This is a genomic window from Pseudomonas sp. B21-023, assembly GCF_024749165.1.
In the GTDB taxonomy this organism is placed as follows: Bacteria; Pseudomonadota; Gammaproteobacteria; order Pseudomonadales; family Pseudomonadaceae; genus Aquipseudomonas.
The window spans coordinates 1,865,448-1,890,858 of record NZ_CP087190.1 but is presented as its reverse complement, the minus strand read 5'-3'; the positions used below and the strand labels follow the sequence as shown (position 1 = coordinate 1,890,858).

22 protein-coding genes and 1 pseudogene are annotated in these 25,411 nt (G+C 66.0%); 7 read left to right on the top strand and 16 right to left on the bottom strand.

Annotated features, from left to right (window positions below):
* Window positions 1–101: 101 nt before the first annotated feature.
* Window positions 102–1,019 (top strand): transcriptional regulator CynR, encoded by a 918-nt coding sequence (gene cynR, locus LOY42_RS08580; RefSeq protein WP_139669763.1) that lies wholly within the window; start codon window positions 102–104, stop codon window positions 1,017–1,019.
* Here cynR and LOY42_RS08575 read toward each other — a convergent pair.
* Window positions 1,007–1,345: a hypothetical protein gene (locus LOY42_RS08575; RefSeq protein WP_102683713.1), complete on the bottom strand. Its 339-nt coding sequence runs from the start codon at window positions 1,343–1,345 to the stop codon at window positions 1,007–1,009. The genes cynR and LOY42_RS08575 overlap by 13 nt on opposite strands.
* 92 nt (window positions 1,346–1,437) lie before the next feature.
* Entirely contained in the window at window positions 1,438–2,352 is a 915-nt protein-coding gene (locus LOY42_RS08570; RefSeq protein WP_198755283.1) for a LysR family transcriptional regulator, read from the bottom strand.
* Between the two features lie 142 nt (window positions 2,353–2,494).
* Between LOY42_RS08570 and lysA the strand changes: the two genes are divergently transcribed.
* Window positions 2,495–3,724 carry a diaminopimelate decarboxylase gene (gene lysA, locus LOY42_RS08565; RefSeq protein WP_258600263.1) on the top strand — a complete coding sequence of 410 codons (1,230 nt, stop codon included), beginning with the start codon at window positions 2,495–2,497 and terminating at the stop codon, window positions 3,722–3,724.
* A gap of 120 nt (window positions 3,725–3,844) precedes the next feature.
* Window positions 3,845–5,530, top strand: coding sequence for a diguanylate cyclase (locus LOY42_RS08560; RefSeq protein ID WP_258600261.1), 1,686 nt, complete (start codon window positions 3,845–3,847; stop codon window positions 5,528–5,530).
* Window positions 5,531–5,548: 18 nt separating this feature from the next.
* On the opposite strand, the gene LOY42_RS08555 is transcribed toward LOY42_RS08560, so the two are convergent.
* The 14 genes from LOY42_RS08555 to LOY42_RS08490 form a co-directional block, all read right to left on the bottom strand.
* Window positions 5,549–6,247, bottom strand: coding sequence for a response regulator (locus LOY42_RS08555; RefSeq protein ID WP_110703485.1), 699 nt, complete (start codon window positions 6,245–6,247; stop codon window positions 5,549–5,551).
* Window positions 6,244–8,898 carry a sensor histidine kinase KdpD gene (locus LOY42_RS08550; protein ID WP_198755280.1) on the bottom strand — a complete coding sequence of 885 codons (2,655 nt, stop codon included), beginning with the start codon at window positions 8,896–8,898 and terminating at the stop codon, window positions 6,244–6,246. The genes LOY42_RS08555 and LOY42_RS08550 overlap by 4 nt, the downstream gene beginning before the upstream one ends.
* 118 nt (window positions 8,899–9,016) lie before the next feature.
* On the bottom strand, window positions 9,017–9,580 hold the full coding sequence (gene kdpC, locus LOY42_RS08545) for a potassium-transporting ATPase subunit KdpC (RefSeq protein ID WP_102683718.1): 564 nt from the start codon (window positions 9,578–9,580) through the stop codon (window positions 9,017–9,019).
* A gap of 12 nt (window positions 9,581–9,592) precedes the next feature.
* Complete coding sequence (kdpB, locus tag LOY42_RS08540; RefSeq protein ID WP_214500378.1) at window positions 9,593–11,647, bottom strand: potassium-transporting ATPase subunit KdpB; 2,055 nt, start codon at window positions 11,645–11,647, stop codon at window positions 9,593–9,595.
* A gap of 10 nt (window positions 11,648–11,657) precedes the next feature.
* Window positions 11,658–13,352, bottom strand: coding sequence for a potassium-transporting ATPase subunit KdpA (gene kdpA / locus LOY42_RS08535; RefSeq protein ID WP_258600259.1), 1,695 nt, complete (start codon window positions 13,350–13,352; stop codon window positions 11,658–11,660).
* A gap of 9 nt (window positions 13,353–13,361) precedes the next feature.
* Window positions 13,362–13,451: a K(+)-transporting ATPase subunit F gene (kdpF, locus tag LOY42_RS08530; RefSeq protein ID WP_011534724.1), complete on the bottom strand. Its 90-nt coding sequence runs from the start codon at window positions 13,449–13,451 to the stop codon at window positions 13,362–13,364.
* A gap of 148 nt (window positions 13,452–13,599) precedes the next feature.
* Complete coding sequence (locus LOY42_RS08525; RefSeq protein ID WP_258600258.1) at window positions 13,600–14,652, bottom strand: AI-2E family transporter; 1,053 nt, start codon at window positions 14,650–14,652, stop codon at window positions 13,600–13,602.
* 12 nt (window positions 14,653–14,664) lie between these two features.
* A complete protein-coding gene (locus LOY42_RS08520) occupies window positions 14,665–15,459 on the bottom strand; it encodes a DUF4892 domain-containing protein (RefSeq protein ID WP_102684724.1) in 795 nt (264 codons plus the stop codon).
* A gap of 102 nt (window positions 15,460–15,561) precedes the next feature.
* Entirely contained in the window at window positions 15,562–16,416 is an 855-nt protein-coding gene (locus tag LOY42_RS08515; protein WP_139669752.1) for an alpha/beta fold hydrolase, read from the bottom strand.
* On the bottom strand, window positions 16,413–17,201 hold the full coding sequence (locus LOY42_RS08510; RefSeq protein WP_139669750.1) for an alpha/beta fold hydrolase: 789 nt from the start codon (window positions 17,199–17,201) through the stop codon (window positions 16,413–16,415). The genes LOY42_RS08515 and LOY42_RS08510 overlap by 4 nt, the downstream gene beginning before the upstream one ends.
* A gap of 103 nt (window positions 17,202–17,304) precedes the next feature.
* Window positions 17,305–17,643, bottom strand: coding sequence for a hypothetical protein (locus tag LOY42_RS08505; RefSeq protein WP_139669748.1), 339 nt, complete (start codon window positions 17,641–17,643; stop codon window positions 17,305–17,307).
* Between the two features lie 96 nt (window positions 17,644–17,739).
* Window positions 17,740–18,198 carry a phosphohistidine phosphatase SixA gene (sixA, locus tag LOY42_RS08500; protein ID WP_139669746.1) on the bottom strand — a complete coding sequence of 153 codons (459 nt, stop codon included), beginning with the start codon at window positions 18,196–18,198 and terminating at the stop codon, window positions 17,740–17,742.
* Entirely contained in the window at window positions 18,195–18,542 is a 348-nt protein-coding gene (locus tag LOY42_RS08495; RefSeq protein ID WP_038706498.1) for a DUF4389 domain-containing protein, read from the bottom strand. Before LOY42_RS08495 ends, sixA begins: the two co-directional genes overlap by 4 nt.
* 11 nt (window positions 18,543–18,553) lie before the next feature.
* The gene (locus LOY42_RS08490) at window positions 18,554–19,579 is read right to left on the bottom strand and encodes an NAD(P)H-dependent glycerol-3-phosphate dehydrogenase (RefSeq protein WP_038706499.1); all 1,026 of its coding nucleotides are present in this window, start codon (window positions 19,577–19,579) and stop codon (window positions 18,554–18,556) included.
* A 179-nt stretch (window positions 19,580–19,758) separates the two neighbouring features.
* Here LOY42_RS08490 and LOY42_RS08485 point away from each other — a divergent pair, with 179 nt between their 5' ends.
* The 4 genes and pseudogenes from LOY42_RS08485 (at window position 19,759) to fabA (ending at window position 25,409) form a co-directional block, all read left to right on the top strand.
* On the top strand, window positions 19,759–21,873 hold the full coding sequence (locus LOY42_RS08485) for a TonB-dependent siderophore receptor (RefSeq protein ID WP_139669742.1): 2,115 nt from the start codon (window positions 19,759–19,761) through the stop codon (window positions 21,871–21,873).
* Entirely contained in the window at window positions 21,873–22,763 is an 891-nt protein-coding gene (locus LOY42_RS08480) for an ABC transporter substrate-binding protein (RefSeq protein ID WP_139669740.1), read from the top strand. The genes LOY42_RS08485 and LOY42_RS08480 overlap by 1 nt, the downstream gene beginning before the upstream one ends.
* Window positions 22,760–24,687 (top strand): annotated as a pseudogene (locus LOY42_RS08475) (response regulator). Before LOY42_RS08480 ends, LOY42_RS08475 begins: the two are co-directional and overlap by 4 nt.
* 206 nt (window positions 24,688–24,893) lie before the next feature.
* Window positions 24,894–25,409 (top strand): 3-hydroxyacyl-[acyl-carrier-protein] dehydratase FabA, encoded by a 516-nt coding sequence (fabA, locus tag LOY42_RS08470; protein ID WP_102684717.1) that lies wholly within the window; start codon window positions 24,894–24,896, stop codon window positions 25,407–25,409.
* Window positions 25,410–25,411 lie beyond the last annotated feature (2 nt).

Sequence of the window (25,411 nt, the reverse complement as noted above, 5' to 3'; positions counted from 1 at the left end):
TCAATGTCGCGGTGTGTTGAGGCAAAGGTTACGCAGCGCATTACATAAGGTAAAAGTCTCATTTATGATGAAGCGCATCAGATTATCTTATGGAAACAGTCATGCTTGCCCGGCACCTCCAGTACTTTCTCGCAGTGGCGCAACACCACAGTTTCACCCGCGCCGCAGCGGCGCTGCATGTCTCCCAGCCGGCGCTGTCACAACAGGTCAGGCAACTGGAGGAAAGCCTTGGCGCGCAGTTGTTCGACCGTTCCGGGCGCAGCACGCGGCTGACCGATGCCGGGGATGTCTACCTGCGCTATGCCAAGCGGGCGGAACAGGAACTGCTGGAGGCCAGGCGCGCCATCCATGACGTGGGCGACCTGAGCCGAGGATCGCTGCGGGTGGCGGTAACGCCGACCTTCACCAGCTACCTGATCGGCCCGCTGGTCGAGGCCTTCCATGCGCGTTACCCCAACATCACCCTGAACCTGCGCGAAATCGCCCAAGAGCGCATGGAGGAGCTGTTGCAGGCCGATGAGCTGGATGTCGGCATCGCCTTCGATGAGGTCCACAGCCAGGACATCGACAGCCGCCCGCTGCTGGTGGAAACCCTGGCGCTGGTGGTCGGTCGCGCACATCCGCTGGCCACTGCCCGCAGCATTGGCCCGCAGGCGCTCAACGACGAGTCGCTGATATTGCTCAGCGCCGAGTTCGCCACGCGCGAGCAGATCGAGCGCTATTTCCGCCAGCACGGTATACGCCCACGGGTGCGGATGGAGGCCAACGCCATTGGCGCGGTGATCGAAGTGGTACGCCGCACGACACTGTCGACCTTGCTGCCCGCCAACCTCGCCCTGGCCCATGATGACCTGACCGCCATTGCCCTGGACCCTCTGCGCCTGCAGCGCACCGCAGTCTTGATGCAGCGCAGGGGCGCCTATCAGAGCGCGGCAGCGCGGGCTTTCATCGAAGTGGCAACGTCAGTGGCGGCACGCCTGGAAATCGGCGACAGCGCAGCCGGTATTCAGCTCAGCTGAGCGATCAACACCGCATTGGTGTAGATCAGGCTGCCATCGCTGGCCCGATGCCCGACCAGGTGGAACTGGCCACGCTCGTCGTCGCTCAGGTAGACGCGCAGGCGGCAGTCCGACAACGGGCCGTAGCCCTCGGGCAACACCAGGTTCAGGCTGTCCATGTCGACATCCACCATCGCCTCGGGCTCGTGGCTCTGTTGCAGGCGCTCCTCGGCCTGCTCCAACTTGCGGTGGTTCACACCCTGGATGTCGAAGTGGATATCGCCCACCGGGGTGGACCTGCGATCACCCTCAGCTTTGAACCAGCCTTCGATCGTCAGCGTACTCATGGCGATTCCTCATGCTGTGGAGCATTTTCGATCACTGCTGATGGGGTTGACCCTGGCGTGGCTGAGAACGTTCCAATCGGTCGCCCGACCGCTCAGGCGCCTTGCGCCAAGGCCGCCTCCATTGCCCTGGCCTGCACCCGCAGCGCCTGGCAGAACGGCTCCAGCACCACTGACGCCGGCCGCAGCTCTGGCCGGATAAGCATCACCTGGTACGGCACCGACAGGCTCAGGCGGCGGATCGCCAGCCCAGCCTGCCCCGCTTCCAGCCCGCTCAGCGGGTTGATGATCGCCACCCCCAGCCCCTGGCGGACCATGGCGCACACCGAGGCGGCGCTGGTGGTCTCGATGATCGTGCGCCGGTTCACGCCGGCCTCGCGGAAATGCCGGTCGAGTTGCTGGCGGTAGCTGTCCAAGCTGGCAAGGTTGATGAAATCGACCTCATGGAAGTCCTGCAACTGGAGTACCGGCTTGGCCAGCAAGGGGTGCTGCGCGGGCAGCACACAGACCATGTCGGCGTTGAACAACAGCTCGCCGACCGCACCCCGCGGCACTTGCGCGGTCTCGGTCAGGCCGAGGTCGTGCTGCTGGGCGACCAGCGACTCCTCCAACAACGGCGACTCCTGGGCGGTGATGCTCAGGCTGACCCCAGGATGATGCTGGTGAAACGCCTTGCAGGCCTTCGGCAGCAGGGTTTGCGAGAACAACGGCAGGCAGGTGACGGCCAGCCGGCCCTGCTCGAAATTGCGGATGGCCTGGGCGAAGCGGTCGATGCGCTCGAGGCCGACGAAGGCACGCTCGACTTCCTCGATCAGCAACAAGGCCTGGGCACTGGGCACCAGGCGCCCGCCTTCGCGCTCGAACAAACTCAGGCCGGTGACCTGCTCCATGCGCGCCAGCTCGCGGCTGACCGTGGGCTGTGAGGTGAACAGCAGGCGCGCGGCGCCAGTGACACTGCCGGCGGCCATGATGGCGCGGAAAACTTCGATATGACGAATGGAAAGTCGCATGGCTGCAACAAGACCTGTGCGTAACCAGAAATCTGGAGGGGTTGCTACATATCAGATATGAATTGCCTTCAGAACAATAGCTATTTTTCTGAATCACCAAAACTGCCTCACCATCGGCGTATCCAAAACAAGGAACGCCACCATGACCACCACCCTCCTGGCCGATGCCGTCCGCCAGCACGGCTCGCCGCTGTGGGCCTACGACGCCCAGACCATCCATCAGCGCATCGACCAGCTCAAGCAGCACTTCGACACCGTGCGCTTCGCGCAGAAGGCCAACCCCAACCTGCACGTGCTGCGCCTGATCCGCGAACGCGGCCTGGTGCTCGACGCGGTCTCCCTGGGGGAAATGGAACGCGCCTTCGCCGCTGGCGCATCGGTGGGCGGCGAGCCGGCTGGCGTGGTGCTGACTTGCGACGTGCTGGACCAGCCGACCCTGGCGCGGGTGGTGGAGACCGGTATCGAGGTCAACGCCGGCTCCATCGACATGCTCCGCCAGCTCGGCGAGCGCTCCCCCGGCCACCGGGTGTGGCTGCGCATCAACCCCGGCTTCGGTCATGGCCACAGCCGCAAGACCAACACCGGCGGCGAGAACAGCAAGCACGGCATCTGGCATGAGCAATTGCCCGAGGCGCTGGCCTGCGTGAAGCAGCACGGCCTGCACCTGGTGGGCGTGCACATGCACATCGGCTCGGGGGTGGACTACGCACATCTGGAACAGGTGGCCGGAGCCATGGTCGGGCTGATCGGCCGCCTGGGCATGGATATCGAGGCCTTCTCCATCGGTGGCGGCCTGTCCACCCCCTACCGCGACGGCGACCAACCGGTGGACCTGCAGCGCTACGCCCACACCTGGGCGGTGGCCCGCTCGGAAATCGAGGCGATGCTCGGCCACTCCGTGCGCATGGAGATCGAACCGGGGCGCTTCCTGGTGGCCGAGTCCGGCTACCTGGTGGCCGAGGTGCGCGCAGTCAAGCAGATGGGCGAGCGCCACTACATCCTGGTCGACGCCGGTTTCAACGACCTGATGCGCCCAGCCATGTACGGCGCTTACCACCGCATGAGCCTGTTCGATGCCGTGGGCCGACCAGTGAGCCGCCCGGTGCAACCGACCGTGGTGGCGGGGCCGCTGTGCGAGTCGGGAGATGTGTTCACCCAGAACGACGAAGAGCTGACCCCCCAGGACCTGCCCCAGGCCAAGGTCGGTGACCTGCTGGTGATTCACGATGCGGGGGCGTATGGCGCGTCCATGTCGTCGAACTACAACAGCCGGCCATTGTTGCCTGAGTTCCTGCTCGATCAGGGTGGATTGCGCATGATTCGCCGCAGGCAGACGGTAGAGGAATTGTTGCAGCTCGAGCGAATGGACTAGCCGGCAAGGGCAAGCGATTGTTCGCGGCGGGTCGCCGAAAGGCGATGCGCCGTCGAATAAATGTCAAAATGGTGGCTCAAAAACAGATGTGAGATACTCAGCCCGAACTATCGCGTTTTGATGCAGAAGGCCACACAGGATACGCCACAAGGCGCAAGGAGCGCGTTTGCAACCCCACGGCGACGCTACTTCACCAAATCGCATGCCTTCAGCATCCGGATGCGCCACATGCCCACACGGCCACGCCCCAAGCTCACCCTGCGCACGCTGCTGCTGGCATTCGCGCTGATCTGTGCCATCGCAACCCTGGCCAATACGTTCGTGGTGATGTTCACCACCCAGAAAGCCGAGCTGGTGGAGAACGCCCTCCAGACCAACGAAGCCTATGCTGCCCGAATCGCTACCAGTGTGGAGGGGGTATTGAGCTCCGAGCTCGATCGCCTGGGTTTTGCATCCACCGTCATCGGTCGCACCTTCACAGACCCATCTGCCCTGCACGATGAGGCGCACCGCCTCCTGAGCCAGGACCACAGCTTCAACTCGGTACTGATAGCCAACGCCGAAGGAAAAATCATTGCTTCGGCCCCCAGCAGCCTGCAACTGGACGGCCAGGTGCTGCAACGTCGCTCGCCGCTAACGAGGCGAGAGCCGATGATCAGCGACGCATTCAAGTCCCTTGCCGGCAACCTGGTCGTGTTCGTTTCCCATCCCATTTTCAGCCGCGATGGAAAATACCTTGGGCTTGTGGGCGGGAGCATCCGCCTGGAGCAGAAAAACACGTTGCAGGCGCTCATGGACCTGAACATCCGCGAAGATGGCGCGCATGTCTATTTGGTCGACAGCCATCGGCAAGTGCTGTACCACCCTGACCCGGAGCGCATCGGTACGATCCTGGCAACCGACCCTATCGTCGAGGCGGCGCTCCAGCACAGTCACGGCTCGATGCGAGCGATAAACAGCAGTGGCAACGAGATGCTCGCCGGGTTCGCCAGTATCCCCAGCAGCCGTTGGAGCGTGATTTCACAGCGACCGCTGTCGAACATTGAGGCAACGCTGGAGGCGACGACGATCAAAGTTGCCAAAGGCATCGTCCCACTCGGTGTGTTCGGCCTGCTGTTGATCTGGTGGCTGGGCGTGAAAATTTCCGTCCCGCTCTCTCGTCTGGCGGAGAGCGCCAAGCGTCTGGATGCACCTGAAAGCTACGAGCGCATCCTCGCGGTACCTGCGGATTATTTTGAAAGCTGGCAGATCCGCCGCGCTCTGCTGCTGGGGGCCAACCTTCTGCAAGAAAAGATCGGGCGGCTCAATCAACAGGCACACAGTGACCCGTTGACCGGACTGGCGAATCGCCGGGCGATGGAAGAAACCTTGGTGTTGTGGCAGCAAACACTGAAAACCTTCGCTGCGATCGCAGTGGACATCGACCATTTCAAACGGGTCAACGATACCTACGGCCATGCCGTCGGCGATGAAGCCCTGCGCACCGTGGCCCAGTTGATGAGGCAGGCCTCGCGCCCAGACGATTTGGTCTGCAGGGTGGGCGGCGAGGAATTCCTGCTGCTGCTGCCCAACGGTTCAATTGCTACTGGCGCGGAGGTTGCCGAGCGGCTTCGAACCGTGATCGAAGCCGCGGAACTCGATACCGTCGGGCATATCACGATATCGCTGGGGGTTGCCCTGTGGAGAGCCGGCGAATCGATGTCGGACACGCTGGAAAGATCGGACCGGTTGCTCTATCAAGCCAAGGCGCAGGGGCGCAATCGGGTAGTAACGGAAAAAGAACTATCGGCAGTTGCCCAATCATGATCCCATCGCCCGGCCTGTTCACGGGTCGGACGGCGCCACCAGCCGGTATCCCACGCCCGCCTCGGTGACGATGAACCGCGGCGCGGTGGGGTCGTCGCCCAGTTTCTGGCGCAGGTGCCCCACCACGATGCGCAGGTAGTGGGTGTCGTCGACATGGGTCGGCCCCCAGATGTCCTTGAGCAATTGCTGCTGGGTGATCACCCGTCCGGGGTGCCCGGCCAACTGCGCCAGCAGCGCGTACTCCTTGCGCGTCAAGGCTATCTCTATGCCATCCAGGGTAACCTTGCGAAAGGCGAAGTCCACCACCAGCGGCCCGAAACTCGCCGCCGAGGCGAGGTTGCCCACCTGGGGCGCCTGGCGCAGCAATGCCCGCACCCGGGCGAGGAATTCCTGGATACCGAACGGCTTGGTCACGTAGTCGTTGGCCCCGCCGTCGAGGGCATCGACCTTCTGCACTTCGCTGGCACGCACCGACAGCACCATCACTGGCACCGTGCTCCATTCACGCAGCTCGCGCAGCACCTGCTGGCCGTCCATGTCCGGCAGACCGAGGTCGAGTACCACCAGGTCGGGCTTGTTCAAGGCGGCCTGGGCCAGGCCGTCGCTGCCGGTGCCGGCCTCGATCACCTTGTAGCCCTGGGACGCCAGGCTGATGCGCAGGAACTTGCGGATTTGCGGCTCGTCGTCGATCACCAGCAGGGTGGCGGCTTGGCTCATGGGGCTTCACTTTCAGTATCGGGTTGGGTCGGCAGCGGCAAGCATAGAGTGATGCGGGTGCCGTGACCATCGATGCCGTCGTCGACCAGGATCCGCCCGCCATGGGCACCGATCATGCCCTGGCAGATCGCCAGACCGAGGCCGGTGCCCTGCCCGCCCCGATCACCGCGGGCGGCGGTGTAGAACATGTCGAAGATCTTCTCGCGTTCATCCTGGGGGATGCCGGGGCCTTCATCGGCCACGGCGAAGCACAGTTGCTCATCGCGCACCGAGACCTGAAGTTCCAGGCGGCCTTGCGTTGGAGAGAAACGCGCGGCGTTTTCCAGCACGTTGATCAGCGCCTGCTCGATCAACGCCGCGTGCACGAACAGCAGCGGCAGTTCCGGCGGGACTTCGGTGTGCACGCGCAGGGGGGCCAGTACCACGCGCAGGCGGTTGAGGGCGCTGCCGACGATATCGGCCGGGGCAACCCAGTCGCGGGCCAGCTTGAGCGTGCCATGGCCCAGGCGGGTCATGTCCAGCAGGTTCTGGATGTAGCGGTCCAGACGCTCGGCTTCGTTTCGGGTGCCTTCGAGCAGTTCGCGGCGGTCATCCGGGGGGATGGCGTCGCCCAGCGCCAGCAGGCTGTCGATACTGCCGCGCATCGACGTCAGCGGCGTGCGCAGGTCGTGGGACACCGAGGCGAGCAAGGCGCTGCGCAGTTGCTCTGTTTCGCCGTGCAGGCGGGCGGCTTCCAGTTGCTCGCCCAGGCGGGCACGGGCCAGGGCCTGGGCCAGGGGTTGCGCCAGGGCCATCAACAGCCGACGGCGCTGGTCGCTCAAGGGCTCGCCGTCGCGTGGGCGTATGCCGAGCAGTGCCAGGGGCTGTTCCTCCACGGCCAGCGGCCACCACCACCAGCGGCCGTGGGGCAATGTGTCACTGCCGAAGCCCGCGGCCTGGCCATGTTGCCAGGCCCATTCGGCGGCGGCGCGTTCATTGTCGGTGAAGGCGGGAGCGCCACCGCTGGCCACCTGCAACAGGCCCTCGGCGCTGCGTTCGAGCAGACACACCTGCACGCCCTGCCAGCCATCCATATGCTGGCCGGCAGCGCTGAACACCGCTTGGCGGTCGGTGGCAACGGTCAGGCGGCGCGACAGGTCGAGCAGCTGGTTGGTCTGCGCCTGGGTTTCGCGCAAGGCCTGCAGTTGGCGACGCTGGCGAGCGGCGAGGTTGCCGGTGAGCGCGGCCATCAGCAGGAAGAACACCAGGGTCAGCACGTCCTCTTCGCGCTGGATGGCGAAGGAGAAGTTCGGCGGGATGAACAGGAAGTCGTAGGTGAGGAACGACAGCGCCGCGCACGCCAGGGCCGGCCCCAGGCTGCTGCGCACTGCCACCAGCAGCACGGCGGCGAGGAACACCAGGGAAATGTTGGGCAGCGCCAGCACGCTCGACACCGCCCAGGACAAGCCCGCCGCCAGCGCGGTGGCGAGTAGCGCGAGCAGGTAGTGGCGCCACACCCATACGCGCTTTACCGCCGTACGCGCCGCTGGCGGCTGGGCGTCGCGGTCGAGCACGTTGATCTCCAGGCCGTGGCTCTCACGCAGCAGGCGGGCCGCCACACCGGCGCCGAACAGGCGCCGACGCAACAGATCACGGGACTGGCCCACCAGCACCAGGCTGGCGCGGCGCTCGGCGGCGTGCTGGATCAACGTGCGCGCCACTTCGCCGGCGCGCAGCAGCACCACTTCGCCGCCGAGGCGCTCGGCCAGTTGCTGGGCAGCCTGCAAGCGATGGCGGGCCGTCTCGTCACGCAGGCGGCCGTTGTCGACGTGGACCACGCTCCATGGCAGATGGCGACGCTGGGCGACGCGACAGGCATGGCGCACCAGGCGTTCGGCCTGCTCGTCGCCATCGATGCCCACCAGCAGCCGGCCGCGCAGGGCCGGGGCTTCCTGACCGCGCTGGCGATAGCCGCTGGCCAGGTCCGCGTCCACCTGGGCGGCGGCGGTCTGCATGGCCAGTTCGCGCAGGGCGGTGAGGTTGGTCTGGGAGAAATAGGCCTCGATGGCCGCCCGTGCCTGTTCGGGTACGTAAACCTTGCCCTCGCGCAAGCGCTCGAGCAGTTCACGCGGCGGCAGGTCGATCAGCACCAGTTCGAAGGCTTCCTGCAACACCCAGTCGGGCAGCGTCTCGCGCACCTGCACGCCGGTGATGTCGCGGACCTTGTCGTTGAGGCTCTCCAGGTGCTGGACGTTGACCGTGGTGTATACGTCGATGCCGGCGGCGAGCAGATCCTGCACGTCTTGCCAGCGTTTGGCGTGGCGGCTACCAGGGGCGTTGGTGTGGGCCAGTTCGTCGACCAGCACCAGCGGCGGCGTGGCCTTGAGCAGGCCGTCGAGATCCATTTCCTCGAGCATCACGCCACGGTACTCGCTGCGCAGCAGGGGTTGCTGGGTCAGGCCGCCGAGCAAAGCCTCGGTCTCGGCCCGGCCGTGGGTCTCGACCACCCCGGCCACCACGCGCACGCCCTGGCGTTGCTGGGCGTGGGCGGCCTGCAGCATGGAGAAAGTCTTGCCGACCCCGGGCGCGGCGCCGAGAAATACCTTGAGCCTGCCCCGGCCTTCCCGGGGCAGGCCCGCCAACAGCGCGTCGGCGCGGGCGGAGTCACTCATGTTTCATCCTTTGGTTGTTCAAGGATCAGCTGTTCGCCGGCAAGCCGGCTCCTACAGACACATGCCAGGACGGCACAAATCCCGTAGGAGCCGGCTTGCCGGCGAACAAATCCCACCGTCAGCGCGCGGCTAGCGGCGCCAACCGCTCAAGCGCCTGGTTCAATGCCAGCACATTCACCACCGGTGGCCCGATCAGTGGACGCAGGGTGGCGTCATTCACCAGCACTTGCAAGCGCTCCTCAGAGACCTGCCGCGCCGCCGCCACGCGCGGCAGCTGGTAGGCGATCGCCTCGGGCGGCAGGTGCGGGTCCAGCCCGCTGCCCGAGGTGGTCAGCAGCGCCTGTGGCACCGGCCCCTGCTGCGCCTGGTACTGCGCAGCGGCATCGGTCTTGACCCGCTCGACCAGCGCCGGGTTGCTCGGCGCCAGGTTGCTGGCGCCGCTGGCCACGGTGGCATAGGCCCCCGCCGAAGGCCGCGACTGGAACCAAGCGTCACCCTTGAATTCCTGGGCGATCAACGCCGAACCGCGCACCTCGCCCCGATCATCGCGCAACAGGCTACCGTTGGCCTGCTCAGGGAAGGCGACCTGGGCGATGCCGGTCACCGCCAGGGGATACAGCGCGCCGGTGACCACGGTCATCAGCAGGATCAGGCTCAGGGCCGGGCGTACATAAGCGGTCATGTCAGTCTCTCCTCAGACCAGGTGCAACGCAGTGAGCAGCATGTCGATCAGCTTGATCCCGGCGAACGGCACGACAATGCCGCCCAGGCCGTAGATCAGCAGGTTGCGCCGCAGCAAATGGGCGGCGCTGGCGGCCTGCACCCGCACCCCGCGCAGCGCCAGGGGGATCAGCACGATGATGATCAGCGCGTTGAACACAATGGCCGAGAGGATCGCGCTTTGCGGGCTGGCCAGGTGCATCAGGTTGAGCACGCCCAACTGTGGGTAGATGGCGGCGAACAGCGCCGGCAGGATGGCGAAGTACTTGGCCACGTCGTTGGCAATGGAGAAGGTGGTCAGCGCGCCACGGGTGACCAGCAGCTCCTTGCCCACCTGTACCACGTCCAGCAGCTTGGTCGGGTCGCTGTCCAGGTCGACCATGTTGGCGGCCTCGCGGGCGGCCTGGGTGCCATCGTTCATGGCCATGCCCACGTCGGCCTGGGCCAGGGCTGGGGCGTCGTTGGCACCGTCACCGCACATGGCCACCAGGCGGCCGTCGTTCTGCTCCTGGCGGATGCGCGCCAGCTTCTTCTCCGGGGTGGCTTCGGCGAGCACGTCGTCCACACCCGCCTCGGCAGCAATGGCGGCGGCGGTCAGCGGGTTGTCGCCGGTGACCATCACGGTGCGGATACCGAGCTTGCGCAGTTCGGCGAAACGCTCGCGGATACCGGGCTTGACCACGTCCTTGAGGTGGATTACGCCGAGCAGGTGCTTGTCGACGCACACCAGCAGCGGGGTGCCGCCGCTCTGGGCGATGCGCTCCACTTCACGGGCCAGCGCGGTGGGCAGCTCCAGGCGTTGCAGGCCGCAGAAGGCCAGTACCGCGTCGACGGCGCCCTTGCGGTAGCGGCGCTGCTGGAAGTCGATACCCGACAGGCGCGTCTCGGCGCTGAAGGCGATGGCTTCGTACTGGTTGCTCGCCGGTTCCGCGAAGTCGTGCAACTGGCGCAGGTACTCGACGATCGACTTGCCTTCGGCAGTGTCATCGGCCAGCGAGGCGAGCAAGGCGCCCTCCCCCAGCTCCTTGGCGGTCACGCCGGAGGCTGCGTGCAGTGCGCTGCAGCGACGGTTGCCGAAGGTGATGGTGCCGGTCTTGTCGAGCATCAGCGTGTGCACGTCGCCTGCCGCTTCAACGGCGCGGCCGGAGCGGGCGATCACGTTCAGGCGCACCAGGCGGTCCATGCCGGCGATGCCGATGGCCGACAACAAGCCGCCGATGGTGGTGGGGATCAGCGTCACCAGCAGCGCGGCGAGGAAGATCAGCGGCAGCTCGCCGCCGGCGAAGCGGGCGAACGGCTGCAGGGTCACCACCACGATCAGGAAGATCAGGGTCAGGCCGATCAACAGGATGTCGAGGGCGATCTCGTTGGGGGTCTTCTGCCGCTTGGCGCCTTCGACCAGGGCGATCATGCGGTCCAGGGTCGATTCACCGGGGTTGCTGGTGATGCGGATCAGCAGCCAGTCGGAGACCAGCCGGGTGTTGCCGGTAACGGCCGAACGATCGCCGCCGGACTCGCGGATCACCGGCGCGGACTCGCCGGTGATGGCCGCCTCGTTGACCGCGGCGATACCCTCGAGCACCTCGCCGTCGCCGGGGATCAGCTCACCGGCCACCACGCGCACCACGTCGTCCTTGCGCAACTGGGTGGCGGCGACGGTCTCGAACGTACCGTCACTCTTGCGGCGCTTGGCGGCCAGGCCCTGGCTGCCGGCCTTGAGGCTGTCGGCGCGGGCCTTGCCACGGCCTTCGGCAAGGGCTTCGGCGAAGTTGGCGAACAGCACGGTGAACCATAGCCATACGGTGATCTGCACGGCCACTGAAGTGCTCACGCCACTTTCAGGGGCGAAGCAAAGCACGGTGGTCAGCATGGCAGTGAGGGCCACCACCAGCATCACCGGGGCGCGTTTGAGCTGGCGCGGGTCGAGCTTGACGAAGGCCTGCACCAGCGCCGGGCGCCACAGGGCGGCGAAACGGGTCTGGTCCTTGGCGCTATGACGCGCCTTCACTTCGGGAATGGGCATGTTCATGGTGTGTTCCTCAGAAACCCAGGCTCAGGTGTTCGGCAATCGGCCCCAGGGCCAGGGTCGGCAGGAAGGTCAGGCCACCCACCAGCAGGATGGTCACCAGCAGCAGCGTGGTGAACAGCGGGCCGTGGGTGGGGAAGCTGTTCAGGCCTTGCGGCGCGCTCTTCTTGGCGGCCAGGCTGCCGGCCAGGGCCAGCACCGGCAGGATGTAGCCGAAGCGGCCAATCAACATGGCCAGGCCAATCATCACGTTGTGGAACGGCGTGTTGGCGCCGAAGCCGGCGAAGGCCGAGCCATTGTTGGCGGTACCGGAGGTATAGGCGTACAACAGTTGGCTGAAGCCATGGGCCCCGGGGTTGGTCACCGCGCCGGCAGGCCCGGGCAGGCTGGCGGCGATGGCGCCGAGCACCAGCACGCCCACCGGCATCACCAGCAGGGTCGCCACCAACAGCTGTACTTCACGGGCCTGCAGCTTCTTGCCCAGGTACTCCGGCGTGCGGCCGATCATCAGGCCCGCCAGGAACACGGCGATCAGCACGAACAGCAGCATGCCGTAGAGGCCGGCGCCGACGCCGCCGAAGATCACCTCGCCAAGCATCATGTTGACCATCGCCACCATGCCGGTCAGCGGGTTGAGGCTGTCGTGCATGGCGTTGACCGAACCGTTGGAGGCCGAGGTAGTGGTCACCGTCCACAGTACGGAGCCGGTAGTGCCGAAACGGCTCTCCTTGCCTTCGAGTGGCGCGCTCTGCTGCACCTGGGCGCTTTCCAGGGCCGGGTTGGGCTGGTGCTCCGACCACAGCGCGGTGCTGCCGCCGATCAGGAACAGCGCGAGCATGCAGGCGATGATCGCGCGGCTCTGGCGCAGGTCCTTCACGTAGTGGCCAAAGGTGAATACCAGAGCCACCGGGATCAGGATGATCGAAGCCACTTCGAACAGGTTGCTCCAGGCCGTGGGGTTCTCGAACGGGTGAGCCGAGTTGACGCCGAAGAAACCACCGCCGTTGGTGCCCAACTGCTTGATGGCGATCTGGCTGGCGGCTGGGCCCAGCGGGATGGTCTGGTCAACGCCTTGCAGGGTCACGGCGTGGACGTAGTCGGCGAAGGTTTGTGGCACGCCCTGCCACACCAGCAGCAGCGCCAGCACCAGGCAAAGCGGCAGCAGGCCGTAGAGGGTGGCGCGGGTCAGGTCGACCCAGAAGTTGCCCAGGGTGCTGGCCGAACGGCGGGCGATGCCCCGGCACAGGGCAACCAGCACGGCAAGGCCCGTGGCGGCGCTGACGAAGTTCTGCACGGTAAGGCCGATCATCTGGCTCAGGTAGCTGACCGAGGCTTCACCGCTGTAGACCTGCCAGTTGGTGTTGGTCATGAAGCTGACCGCGGTGTTGAACGCCAGGGACCATTCCTGGCCCGGCAAGTGCTGCGGGTTGAGCGGCAGGCTGCCCTGCAGTTGCAGGACGCCGAACACCATCAAAAAACCGGCCAGGTTGAAGGCCAGCAGGGCCAGGGTGTACTGCTTCCAGCTCTGCTCCTGGTCGGCGCGCACGCCGGCCACACGGTAACAGCCCCGCTCCACCGGGCCCAGGAGCGGCGACAGCCAGGTACGCTGGCCCTCCATGACCTTGAAGTAGAAGCGCCCAAGCCAGGGTGCCGGCAGCAGCACGATGGCGAAGAACGCCAGCAGCAGCAGGTAATCGTAACTGTGCATGGTCGCCCCTTAGCCGCGATCGGCGCGCAGCAGCGCCACCAGCAGGTAAACCGCCAACGCCACCGCCAGAAGCAGTGACAGCCCGTCGAGCATGTACATGTGCAATCTCCCCTAGTTGCGGCGTGAAGGCCGCTTTGGGGAAATTGTCCGAGGGAGGGGCGTAAAGGGGCGAGATGGGGGGTCGGGTCAGGACATAAAGAAAGCGTAAAGATCGCTGATGTATCGCGGGGCAAGCCCGCGATGGAGATCAACGCTGCGGCGTGTGCTGCGCGGTATTGCGGCTCCAGTCCAGCAGCAGGCTGTACCCCACTGCCAGCAAGGTCGGCCCGATGAACAGCCCGATGAAGCCGAACGCGATCAGGCCACCGAACACCCCGAGCAGCACGATGACCAGCGGCAGGTTACCGCCGCGGCTGATCAGGTATGGCTTGAGCACGTTGTCCACGCCACTGATGATGAAGGTGCCCCAGATGCCCAGGAACACCGCCATGCCGTAGTCGCCCTTCCAGACCAGCCAGGCGGTGGCCGGTATCCATACCAGTGGTGGGCCCATGGGAATCAGGCTGAGCATGAAAGTCACCAGGCCCAGCACAATGGCTCCCGGCACGCCGGCGATCAGGAAGCCGATCAGCGCCAGCAGGGCCTGAGCCGCCGCAGTACCGATCACACCATTGACCACCCGCTGCACGGTGCCGGCGACCAGGTCGACGTAGTACTCGGCGCGCTCGCCCACCAGCCGTTGCAGCAGGCGGTGCACGAACGCCGCCAGGCGTGGCCCGTCGCGGTAGAAGAAGAACACGAACACCAGGCTCAGGGTCAGCTCGAGCACCCCACCGCCGATCTGCGCGCTGCGGGCCAGCAACCAGTTGCCGACCTGGCCAAGGTACGGCTTGGCCGAGGCCAGCAAGGCCGCCCCTTGCTGGTCGAAGGACTCCCACCAGCCAACCAGGCGCTCGCCCACGAATGGGATACCGGCCACCCAGGCGGGCGCGTCCGGCAGGCCATCGACCTGCACATCGCGAATGAACGCGGTGGCATCACGCACATGGTCGGCCAGGTTGAAACCCAGCCACACCAGCGGCATGGCCACCAGCAGGATCCACACCGTGGTCAGCAGACTCGCGGCAAGGGTTTCCCGGCCGCCCAGCACGCGGGTCAACAGGCGCATCAGCGGCCAGCTGGCGAAGGCCAGGATGGCGCCCCACAGCAGCGCCGAGATGAACGGCGCCATCACCCACAGCGCGGCGCCCAGCAAGGTGAGCAGCAGGATCTGGATCAACAGGCGGTCATTGTTGGCCATGGTGGCCCTCACTCAACGGATCAGTTCCAGGTGCAGGCCTTCGGTCGGAGCATCGCCCACCTCCAGCCGGGCGCTGCGCACGCCGGCCTTGACCAGTTGCTCGCGCCAGGCTTCGGCGCCCTTGCCACTGAGGCTGGCGCGCAGGGTGCTGTCGAGGTTCAGGCTGCGGGCCAGCAGCGTCGCCCAGGCGGCCTGGGGCTCGGCCAGGTCAGGGTAGTCGAGCTTGCCGGTGTCGCGCAGTTCGCGCAGCACCGTGGCGGCGGTGGGCAGCAGCTCGCCCAGCGGGTTGCCGGCGACGAACTCCTCGACATGCAGGTAGGCGCGGCGGTTGCCGCGCGTCACGCTGTACAGCGCCACCAGGGTGTCGGCTTCTTCGGCGGAGCGGCGCAACAGGATGAATGCCTGCTGTTCGTCACCACCATTGAGGCGGGCGTTGGCGAACACGTCGTTGGCCCACAGGCTGGCCTCGCCGCAATCGCGGCCCTGGCACCAGAACAACGGGTAGCCACCGTCCTGCTGCAACGCCTCACGGGCACTGGTGAAGGCTTCGCGGGCGCTGCGCTCAACCGGCAGCTCGTAGGTCACGGAACTCACCTGGCCGCGACTTTCGACTTTGTCCTCGACCCGTAGCCGGCCGCTGATCTTGCGCAGCGGACCCATGGGGTAGACACGCTCCTGCTCCACTGCCGGGCGTTGGTCGACCACCTTGGCGTCGGGCGGTACCGGCAGGCTGCCGGCCCAGAGCAAGGGGCTGGCGATGGCGAGGCAGGCGGCGACGGCGCCGCGAACGAAAACAGGTGCGCTCATCGACCGCCCTCGCAGGTGGCGGGGCAAGGTGCGTGGATGTCTGGCATGTACATGGTTGTCTCCCTTTCAACCCGCCAAGCCTCGACACTTGTCCGGTGCAAGTCAAGGAATGCCAAAGAAGCGATTGAAACAGTCTGCGACAAGGGCCGCGCCCTCGGCGTCGTTCAGGTGCAGATGGTGCCCGCCCGGCAGGATCACCTGCTCGAAGGGTAGCTGCTCCAGCAGATCCGTGTGGCGCGCCAGCATGCCGTCGCCGGCCACCACCAGGCAGGCCGGGCAGGCGATACGCTTGACGAAGGCCATGGCCTGGTCGTGGTTCAGCCGGATGGGCGAAGGCAAGGTGAGGCGACTGTCGCTGCGCCAGCTGTAGCCGCCGGGCACCGGCATCAGGCCGCGCTGGGCCAGCAGCTCGGCGGCTTCGCGACTGACCGCGACCATGCCCTTCATGCGCGCTTCGACGCCCTCCTCCAGGGTCGCGTACACCGACTTGCGCTTGCCCTCCAGGCGCATTTGCGCCTGCAAGGCCTGCCCCAGCCGCTCGGCGGCATCCTGTTCGCTGAGCGTTGGCGGGATCACCCCGTCGATCAATGCCAGATGGCTGACTCGTTCGGGCAAGGCCCCGGCTAGTTGCACCGAAATAATCGCGCCCAGCGAATGGCCGAGCAGGCCAAAGCGCTCCCAGCCGAGCTGTTCGGCAACCCGCAACACGTCATGGGCATAGTCGGCCAGGGCGTAGCCGGCACCGACCGGTCGATGCCCGGAATAGCCGTGCCCGGCCAGGTCCAGGGCGACGATGCGCAGCCCCTGCAGCTGCGGCGCCAGGCGCGCGAAGCTGTTGGCGTTGTCCAGCCAGCCATGCAGGGCGATCACCGGCAGGCCGTCGGCCGGGCCGAACAGGTGTGCGGCCAGTTCGATATGGCCCAGCGTCAGGCGGATCTCCTCGACCTGGGCGCTCATGCCTGGCTCCAGCGCTCGAACAGGCCCTTGATCAGGCTGGCGGTGTCGGTGGGCCGCTCCAGCGGGAACATGTGCCCGCCCGGCAGGCTGTGATACTCGCCCATGGCCATGCCGCGCACGGCCAGGGCGTGGTGTTTGCGGATCACCCGGCTCTGGGCGCCACGCACCATCGCCAAGGGCACCTGCAACTGGCGAGGCCTGGCTGGGCTGACATGCGGAATGCTGCGGTAAATGCTGATTTCGGTGGCCGGGTCGAAGCGCAGGCGCAGACCGTCCTCGTCCTGCGCCAGGCCATGCTCCAGGTAGGCTTCAAGGCACTCCGGGTCGAAGTGGCGGAACAGGGTCTTGCCGGTAAAGTAACGGCGGGCACTGTCGCGGTCGGGAAAAGCCTCGCGCCGGCCCAGGGTACGCCCGGCCGGAGTGATGCGGTCGATGAAGCCCAGGCGCTTGGCGGCCTGGATCAGCCATTCGTCGGCGCGGGTCAGCACCGGAGAATCGAGCATCACCACCCCGCGGTAGAACTCCGGGCAACGCAGCGCCGCATGCAGGTGCAGCACGCCGCCCAGGGAGTGGCCGACGCCCCAGACCGGCGCATCCTGCTGCTCAAGGTGATGCAGCAGCTCGTCCACCAGGCTCTGCCAGTTGTCGTTGACCGGAAAGCGCGGATCGTGGGCGTGCTGGTCCAGGTGATGCACCTGGTAGTCCGGCGCCAGCGCGGCAAACAGCTTGCCGTAGGTGGCCGAAGGGAAGCCGTTGGCGTGGGCGAAGAAGATCTGCTGCGACATGGCCGCCTGCTCTGCACGGGGATGGATGGCCCATTGTCGGCAAGCGATCGGCTGGCGGCAACGTCCTGAACGGTCATCGCCAGTGACGATCAGGTCATCACGACTAGAAGCTGGCCATCGAACGGTGCAGGCAGGCACGCATGTAGGCCAGTTGCCAGTCGAGGGCTTCGCGGGCCAGCTGGCGGTCCTGCTGGGTTTCCACCAGCCGGCGCAGCGCCAGGCAACTGGATTGCAGCAGGTGCGCCATGCGGATGCCGGACTGGCGCAGTTGCTCGAGCTCGTACTGGCCTTCGAAGCGGCGCAGCAGCTGGTCAAGCTTGGCATCGGCACAGTCGCGCAACAGGCAGTACTCGGCGAAGTCCAGCGCAGCGGGGCTGTCCAGCTTGTCGATCACGCTCTGGGGATTGACGGAGCGCACCAGCTCCAGGCGTTGCCTGCTCATCCATGATTCCTTGCGCGGCGTTGCGATCATGCACGCCGCCACGCTAAGGCCCGCACCACCCGAACGGCAACTGGCATAAATGCCAGTTGCCAGGTGTCAGCCAGCGTGGTTGAGGCTGCGCAGGGTCATCAGGCCGGCCAGTGGCCAGTCGCCCTCCAGCTCGGCCAGGCTGGCCGTGCTCAACGGTGCAGGTTGCTGGCCATGGCCGTGCTCAAGCTGACCAACCAGGTTGCCCACCAGGGGTTGGTGGCTGACCAGCAAGACCTGCTCGAGCCCCAGGCGCTCGATCTCGCCGATCACCTGGTGCACGTCGCTCTCTGGCGTCAGCCACGGCACGGTACGCACTGGTTCAGAAAAACCGAGGGCGCCGTGCACCAGGGCGGCGGTCTGCTGGGCGCGCACGTAGGGGCTGGCGATGATTGCCTGCAACGGCTGGCCCAACAGGTGCGCGGCGCTGCGCAGCACCTGCTCGCGACCGTGGGCGGTCAGGCGCCGCTCGGCGTCGCTATTGGCCCGTGGCTCGGCCTCGCCGTGGCGCAGCACCCACAGCTTCACAGCTTGGGCTCCTCGTCACGCACCGGGTGTGGCGCCGGGGCCACGGCGTGGGGCGCCTCGCCTTCCGGGGTGCGCGGGGTCGGCCAGTCGGCGAACGGCCAGGGTTTCTGGTCGCTGTGGAAGGTGCCGAAACGGCCGATCTGTGCCAGGTACTGGCTCAGGCTGTCGCCGAAGTTCATCAGGCTGGCGCTGGGCGCACCGTAGATCAGGCGGTAGATCAGTTGCACCAGCACCAGGCCGCCAAGCAGCAGCTCGGCCAGTTGCCAGGCCACCAGGAACACCAGCATCCACAGCACGCGCAGGATGATCGACTCGCGCTGGGCGCGCTCCGGGGTATCGTTCATACGTTTCTCCCTCAGTTGAAACCGCTGGTGGAAATGAAATCGACATCGGTCTTGGGCTCGGCGCGCATCAGGTGCTCGATCACCTGGTTGAGCGTGCGGCCTTCGAACAGGATCGCGTGCAGCCCCGCCACCAGCGGCATGTACACGCCCACTTCCTGGGCCTTGGCCTTGAGCACCTTGAGGGTGTTGACGCCTTCGGCCACCTCGCCCAGGCGGCTGACCGCCTGCTCGAGGCTCAGGCCCTGGCCAAGCGCATGGCCAACCTGGTAGTTGCGGCTCTTGGGCGAGGAACAGGTGACGATCAGGTCGCCAACCCCGGCCAGGCCGAGGAAGGTCATGGGGTTGGCGCCCTGGCTCACGGCGAAGCGGGTCATCTCGGCCAGGGCCCGGGTAATCAGCATGCTCTTGGTGTTCTCGCCCATCCCCAAGGCCACGGCCATGCCGGCGATGATGGCGTAGACGTTCTTCAACGCGCCGCCCAGCTCGACGCCGAAGCGATCGCTGCTGGCGTAGACACGGAACGTGCGGCCATGCAGCACGGCCTGCACCTGCTGGCACAGCGCTTCGTCCTCGCTGGCGACCACGGTGGCGGTCAACGCGTGCTCGGCGATCTCGCGGGCCAGGTTGGGGCCTGACAGCACGCCGATGCGTGCCTGGGGGGCGATCTCTTCGAGGATCTGGCTCATCAGCTTGAAGGTGTTCGCCTCGATACCCTTGGTCAGGCTGACCAGGCCCTTGCCGCGCAGCAGCTCGGCGTGGGGTGCCAGCACGCTGCGCAAGGCGCTGGAGGGCAAGGCGACGAAGATCAGCGCGCTGCCCTGCAGGGTGGCGAGCAGGTCGTTGACCGGTTCGACGCCATCATGCAGGCGGATGCCTTTGAGGTAACGCGGATTCTCGCGGTCGACACGCATTGCCTCGGCTTGCGCCGGGTCGCGCATCCACTGCCGTACCGGATGGCCGTTCTGTGCCAAGAGGTTCGCCACGGCGGTGCCGAAGCTGCCGCCTCCAAGAACTGCAACAGGTTGCTGTTCAGTCATATCCAATCCGTTAACCAATAAAGTAAGTGGCGACGTGCGCATTATACGGCGCGCATGCGCCAGAGCCAGTGGCAGTACCCGCCCTTTCGCAGGGCAGGCCTGTCATGGTGTCGCGGTCACTGGCAAAAGCCGCACGGTCGGTTAACATGCCTGATTGATCTCTGAAACAAGGCCGTTTCGTGTTCCCTGGCACGCCCCCGTACCCTCGCCTGCTGTTGCTGACTGCCCTGCTGGGCGGCCCGGCCGTGGCCGATGACCTGTTCATCGACAACCAGGACCTGCCGCAGGTTCTGACCGCCACGCGCCTGAAACAATCCCCGGCGGCGGTTCCGGGCAGCATGACCGTGCTCGACAACGAGCTGATCCGTGCCAGCGGTGCCCGCGACATCCCCGAGCTGCTGCGCCTGGTGCCGGGCATGATGATCGGCTACGGCGCCGGCAACCAGCCGACGGTCAACTACCATGGCAGCAACGTCAGCGACGCCCGGCGCATGCAGGTGCTGATCGATGGCCGCTCGGTGTACCGCGCCGGCCTGGCCACGGTGGACTGGAGCGACATCCCCGTGGCCATCGAGGATATCGAGCGCATCGAGGTGTTCCGCGGCCCGAACACCGTCAGCTACGGCGCCAACGCACTGATGGCGGTGGTCAACATCCTCACCCGCAACCCGGCCGACAGCCATGGCACGCGGGTCAAGCTGACCCGCGGCCAGGATGGCATCAACGACTACTACGCCAGCCAAGGCTTCGGCTGGGACACCGGTGACCTGCGCCTGTCGCTCTCCGGCCAGCAGGACGACGGCTTCGACCAGGACCAGTTCGGCCGCGACTACCGCGACAGCCGCCGGCTAAACCGCATCAACATCAGTGCCAGCCACACCCTGGCGCCGAACCAGACGCTGGAATGGCAACTGGCGGCCAAGGAAGGCAGCAACCAGCGGCCTTATACCTACCAGCCAGTGTTCGGCAATTACCGGGCCGGCGACAACGCCGACGTCAACGCCAAGGACTACGCAGGCTCGGTGCGCTGGAACCTCGACCTCAACCCCGAGCACAGCCTGTACGTGCAGGGTTCGGCGCAGCGCTTCGACCGCCAGCAGGTATGGCGCGCCTGCGATGCGGCAATTGCCTTCAGCCCCGAGCTGACACGCCTGTGGCAGCTCGACCCGAACTTCGCCGAGAAGGTCGCGCGCAACCTGTACACCGGCAACCTGCCCAGCACCAGCGACCCCGTGCTCGGTTCGCTGACGGGCCAGGTGCAGAACCAATGGGCCAGCGGTGGCAGCAACACGATCTGCGGCGACGTCGACCAGAGCACCCGTGAAACCCGCTATGACCTGGAAATCCAGGACACCCTGAGCCTCACCGACAGCCTGCGCCTGGTCAGCGGCATGAACTACCGCTACGACCGCGCCGATTCGCAGACCTACTTCAACGGCAGCATCGACGACCAGACCTGGCGCCTGTTCGGCCAGCTCGAATGGCGCGCCGACGAGCACTGGATCGTCCAGGGCGGCGCGATGTACGAACATTCGCAATTGTCGGGCAATTCGCTCACCCCGCGCATGGCGGTGAACTACCTGATCACCCCTCGCCACGGCCTGCGCGCGGTGTATTCCGAGGCCATTCGCTCGCCGGACATGTTCGAGAACAACGTCAACTGGAGCTACACGGTCAAGGGCCTCTCGCCCAACCTGTACGGTTTGCAGAACGGCGAGTATTTCGTCAAGACCAGCGGCCCCGGCAACCTCGACCAGGAGCGCATGCGTTCACGAGAGCTCGGCTACAACGGCGCCTTCAGCGACATCGACCTGAATGTCGACGTGAAACTGTTCTACGACGAAATCACCGGCATGATCAGCGAGCCGTTGAAGAACAACCAGTTCATCGCCAGCAATGCCAACAAAGCCCGTTTCAGCGGCAGCGAGGCGCAGTTCGACTGGCGCGCCACCCAGCGCGACCGCCTGCGCCTGACCTATGCCTATGTCGACGCCTGGGCCAGCAACTCGGCCGATCGCCGCCTGAGTGCCCGCAACAGCGGCTCGGCCGGCTGGCTGCGCGATTGGGGTGAGGGCTGGTCCAGCGCCCTCTTCTATTACGGCGACGATGCCCTCAACCGGTACCGCTACGAGCGGGTCGACCTGCGCGTGGCCAAGCGCTTCAAGATCCAGGGCAGCAATCTGGAACTGGCCGCGCTGTGGCAGCAGCGCCTGGATGACGAACCGGTCACTCTCGAACAGAACCGTTATGACAGCCGCCACCGCCTGAGTGTCAGCGCGGAGCTGGAATTCTGATGCTGCGCCTGCTGCGCCTGCTGCTGCTGTGCCTGTGGCCCTTGGGATCACTGTCGGCCAGCGAGATCCTGCTGGTGGGCGGCGAAGACCAGCCCGGCATCCGCGGCTTCGTCGCAGCCCTGGAAAAGCGCAGGCCCCATGACCAGGTGCGGTTCCAGACCGTCGAGCAGCTGCCTGCCCCGGGCAAGCTCAAGGCCGACACCCGCCTGGTGCTGCTCGACATCCCGGCCTTGGAGTGGCGACTGACGGAGGCAACCGGGCCATTGGCACTGGCGCTGCGCATCAGCCGGGTCCAGGCCGAGCAACGCCTGGGGGTGTCGCGCCCCGCCTACCTCACCCTGCTGTGGAGCGACCCGCCCCTGGCCCGGCAACTGCGCCTGGCCCGCTACCTGCTGCCGCAGGCGCGGCGCATCGGCGTGCTGTATGGCGAACACAGCCGCTTCCTGCTCGACGAGCTGCGCCAAGCAGCCCGCCCGCTGGGCCTGGAGATCGTCGCCCAGGACTGGCCCGACGTGCGCGACAGCCGCCCCTTGCAGCAGTTGCTGAACAACAGTGATGTGCTGCTGGGGCTGGACGACCCCGAGCTGTACAACTCCAAGTCGGCCAAGAACGTGCTGCTCAGCAGCTATGGCCGGCAAATGGCGCTGATCGGCCCGAACGTCGGCTTCGTCCGCGCCGGCGCCCTGGCCAGCACCTACAGCGACCAGGACGATTGGCTGGCGGTGCTCGAGCAGTTGCTCGACCAGCCACCGGCCCGCTGGCCGCGTAGCCTCTACCCCACGCACTTTGGTGTCAGCGGCAACCAGCAGGTGGCCCGGGCCCTGGGCCTGGAAGCGATCGACCCGGAAGCCGCCGCCCTGGCCCTTGCCGAAGGAACCCCCACCCCATGAGCAAGCGCCTGAGCTGGGACATCCACACCCGCACTCAGATCATCAGCCTGGGCCCCGCGCTGTTGCTGACCCTGCTGCTGATCAGTTTCTTCACCTTCGTACGCATCCAGGACTTGCGCCAGGAGCTCAACCACACCGGGCAGCTGATCGCCAACCAGCTGGCGCCGGCGTCCGAGTACGGGGTGATCTCGGGCAACAACGAAGTGCTCGAAAGCCTGATGCGCGCCACCTTGAGCATTCCCCACGTGCGTTTCCTCGAGGTGCAGGACAGCCGCAACCATATCCTGGTGTACGTCGAGCAGCCCGATGAAAGCCTCAGCCGCGCCCAGCGGGTCGAGGTGTTCCAGGCGCCGATCCGCCTGCAGCAGATCCGCCTGGACAACGACTTCCTGCAAGGCAAGAGCCCGCCGCCAAACATCGGCGACGACTACCTGGGGCGGGTGATCGTCGGCATGTCCGACGATGCCTTCAGCCAGCGCCAACAGGAGATCGTGATCAAGGCCGCAATCCTCGCACTGTTCGCCCTGCTGTTCACTTTCCTGCTCGCCCGGCGCCTGGCCACCAGCCTGTCCAGGCCGATCAGCGAAATGGGCCATGCGGTCCGCGCCATCCAGCAAGGCGACTTCAACGCGCCCCTGCCGGTAGTCGACGACAGCGAACTGGGCCACCTGGCCCGGCACATCAACAACCTGGCCAGCGCCCTGGACCAGGCCGCTCATGAACAACAACAGGCCATGGGCCAACTGATCCAGGCTCGCGAAGAGGCCGAGCAGGCCAACCGCGCCAAGTCGGACTTCCTGGCGATGATGAGCCACGAGCTGCGCACACCCATGAACGGTGTGCTGGGCATGCTGCAGTTGCTCGAGACCACCGAACTGACCGGCGAGCAGGCCGAATACACCGCGGTGGCCAGCGAATCCACCGGGCACCTGCTCAAGGTGATCAACGACATCCTCGATTTCTCGCGGATCGAGCGCACCACCCTCGAACTGGAGCTCATCGATTTCAACCTCGGTGAGCTCATCACCAGCAGCGTGCAGTCGTTCCAGCACACCGCCCAGCAGCGCAACCTCGACCTGCGCCTGCAACTGCCCCCGGCATGCACCAACTGCAGGTGGTGGGCGACCCGACGCGGATCCGCCAGATCCTGCTCAACCTGGTGGGCAACGCGCTGAAATTCACCGAGCGTGGCGAAGTGGCGATCGAGGCGCGCTGGCAAGTGCTCGACCGCCAGCTGATCTGGCTGACCTGCACCGTGCGCGACACCGGCATCGGCATCGACAGCAACCGCCTGGAGATGATGTTCGTGGCCTTCCAGCAAGCCGACAACACCATCTCCCGCCGCTACGGCGGTACCGGCCTGGGCCTGTCGATCGCCCGCACCCTGGCGGAACGCATGGGTGGCCAGCTGCGCGGCGAGAGCCGCGAAGGCCTGGGCTCGACCTTCACCCTGGAAATGCCACTGGCACTGGCCAGCACACCCAGCGTCCTGCCCGGTGTCGCCACACAAGACCAGGCGACGGCTGAGGGCGGCGGGCGGATCCTGCTGGTGGAGGACAATCCGGTCAACCAGAGCGTCATCGAGGCCATGCTGCGCAGCCTGGGCTTCGAGGTCAGCCTGGCCATGGACGGCGCCCAGGCGATCGATCTGGTCGACCAGCAACGCTTCGCCGCGGTGCTGATGGATTGCCGCCTGCCTCAGGTGGACGGATACGAGGCTACCCGTCGCATCCGCCTGCTGCCCCACGGCGAAGGACTGCCAATCATCGCCCTGACCGCCAGCGCGCTGCAGGGCGACCGCGAACGCTGCCTGGCCGCCGGAATGAACGATTACCTGAGCAAGCCGTTCAAACGTACCGATCTGCAGCGCATCCTGCGCCGCTGGTTGCCCGGTCAGGCAGTTGCGACTGGCGATAAATGCTAAAGTGCGGCAGTCTTAAAGACTGGACAGGACCGCCCCAGGGCCGGAAAATAACATTTCAGTGCACACCTGTACTTCTTTTGCCAGGTGCGCTGTGACTTTCACCACAACGCAATAGTCTACCTGTAGGCTGCCGCCTCGAATGCAACGCGCTTCGGGCCGGCCGGGAAGATTCGTCCCCTGCCGCAGGGGGTTATTGAGGAGCTCGCATGACCAAACAACACGCCTTTACTCGGGAAGACCTGCTGCGCTGCAGTCGCGGTGAGCTGTTCGGCCCCGGTAATGCGCAACTGCCCGCCCCGAACATGCTGATGGTCGATCGCATCACTCATATCAGCGAGGAAGGCGGCAAGTTCGGCAAAGGTGAATTGGTCGCCGAGCTGGATATCAATCCGGACCTGTGGTTCTTCGCCTGCCACTTCGAAGGCGACCCGGTGATGCCAGGCTGCCTGGGCCTCGATGCCATGTGGCAACTGGTCGGCTTCTTCCTCGGTTGGCAGGGCCTGCCGGGCCGTGGCCGTGCGCTGGGTTCGGGCGAAGTGAAATTCTTCGGCCAGGTACTACCCACCGCCAAGAAAGTCACCTACAACATTCACATCAAGCGCGTCCTCAAGGGCAAGCTGAACATGGCCATCGCCGATGGCTCGGTCAGCGTCGACGGGCGCGAGATCTACACCGCCGAAGGCCTGCGGGTCGGCGTGTTCACCTCCACTGACAATTTCTAAGG

What these genes read in the sequence shown, in the direction of transcription:
- kdpC (WP_102683718.1), bottom strand. Translation starts at nt 9,580, where the DNA reads ATGACCGCTTATGTACGCCCGGCCCTGAGCCTGATCCTGCTGATGACC.
- LOY42_RS08555 (WP_110703485.1), bottom strand. Translation starts at nt 6,247, where the DNA reads ATGAGCCAAGCCGCCACCCTGCTGGTGATCGACGACGAGCCGCAAATC.
- cynR (WP_139669763.1), top strand. Translation starts at nt 102, where the DNA reads ATGCTTGCCCGGCACCTCCAGTACTTTCTCGCAGTGGCGCAACACCAC.
- LOY42_RS08510 (WP_139669750.1), bottom strand. Translation starts at nt 17,201, where the DNA reads ATGTCGCAGCAGATCTTCTTCGCCCACGCCAACGGCTTCCCTTCGGCC.
- LOY42_RS08480 (WP_139669740.1), top strand. Translation starts at nt 21,873, where the DNA reads ATGCTGCGCCTGCTGCGCCTGCTGCTGCTGTGCCTGTGGCCCTTGGGA.
- LOY42_RS08575 (WP_102683713.1), bottom strand. Translation starts at nt 1,345, where the DNA reads ATGAGTACGCTGACGATCGAAGGCTGGTTCAAAGCTGAGGGTGATCGC.
- LOY42_RS08570 (WP_198755283.1), bottom strand. Translation starts at nt 2,352, where the DNA reads ATGCGACTTTCCATTCGTCATATCGAAGTTTTCCGCGCCATCATGGCC.
- LOY42_RS08490 (WP_038706499.1), bottom strand. Translation starts at nt 19,579, where the DNA reads ATGACTGAACAGCAACCTGTTGCAGTTCTTGGAGGCGGCAGCTTCGGC.
- LOY42_RS08515 (WP_139669752.1), bottom strand. Translation starts at nt 16,416, where the DNA reads ATGAGCGCCCAGGTCGAGGAGATCCGCCTGACGCTGGGCCATATCGAA.
- lysA (WP_258600263.1), top strand. Translation starts at nt 2,495, where the DNA reads ATGACCACCACCCTCCTGGCCGATGCCGTCCGCCAGCACGGCTCGCCG.
- LOY42_RS08505 (WP_139669748.1), bottom strand. Translation starts at nt 17,643, where the DNA reads ATGAGCAGGCAACGCCTGGAGCTGGTGCGCTCCGTCAATCCCCAGAGC.
- LOY42_RS08520 (WP_102684724.1), bottom strand. Translation starts at nt 15,459, where the DNA reads ATGAGCGCACCTGTTTTCGTTCGCGGCGCCGTCGCCGCCTGCCTCGCC.
- LOY42_RS08550 (WP_198755280.1), bottom strand. Translation starts at nt 8,898, where the DNA reads ATGAGTGACTCCGCCCGCGCCGACGCGCTGTTGGCGGGCCTGCCCCGG.
- kdpB (WP_214500378.1), bottom strand. Translation starts at nt 11,647, where the DNA reads ATGAACATGCCCATTCCCGAAGTGAAGGCGCGTCATAGCGCCAAGGAC.
- LOY42_RS08525 (WP_258600258.1), bottom strand. Translation starts at nt 14,652, where the DNA reads ATGGCCAACAATGACCGCCTGTTGATCCAGATCCTGCTGCTCACCTTG.
- fabA (WP_102684717.1), top strand. Translation starts at nt 24,894, where the DNA reads ATGACCAAACAACACGCCTTTACTCGGGAAGACCTGCTGCGCTGCAGT.
- kdpA (WP_258600259.1), bottom strand. Translation starts at nt 13,352, where the DNA reads ATGCACAGTTACGATTACCTGCTGCTGCTGGCGTTCTTCGCCATCGTG.
- LOY42_RS08560 (WP_258600261.1), top strand. Translation starts at nt 3,845, where the DNA reads ATGCAGAAGGCCACACAGGATACGCCACAAGGCGCAAGGAGCGCGTTT.
- LOY42_RS08495 (WP_038706498.1), bottom strand. Translation starts at nt 18,542, where the DNA reads ATGAACGATACCCCGGAGCGCGCCCAGCGCGAGTCGATCATCCTGCGC.
- kdpF (WP_011534724.1), bottom strand. Translation starts at nt 13,451, where the DNA reads ATGTACATGCTCGACGGGCTGTCACTGCTTCTGGCGGTGGCGTTGGCG.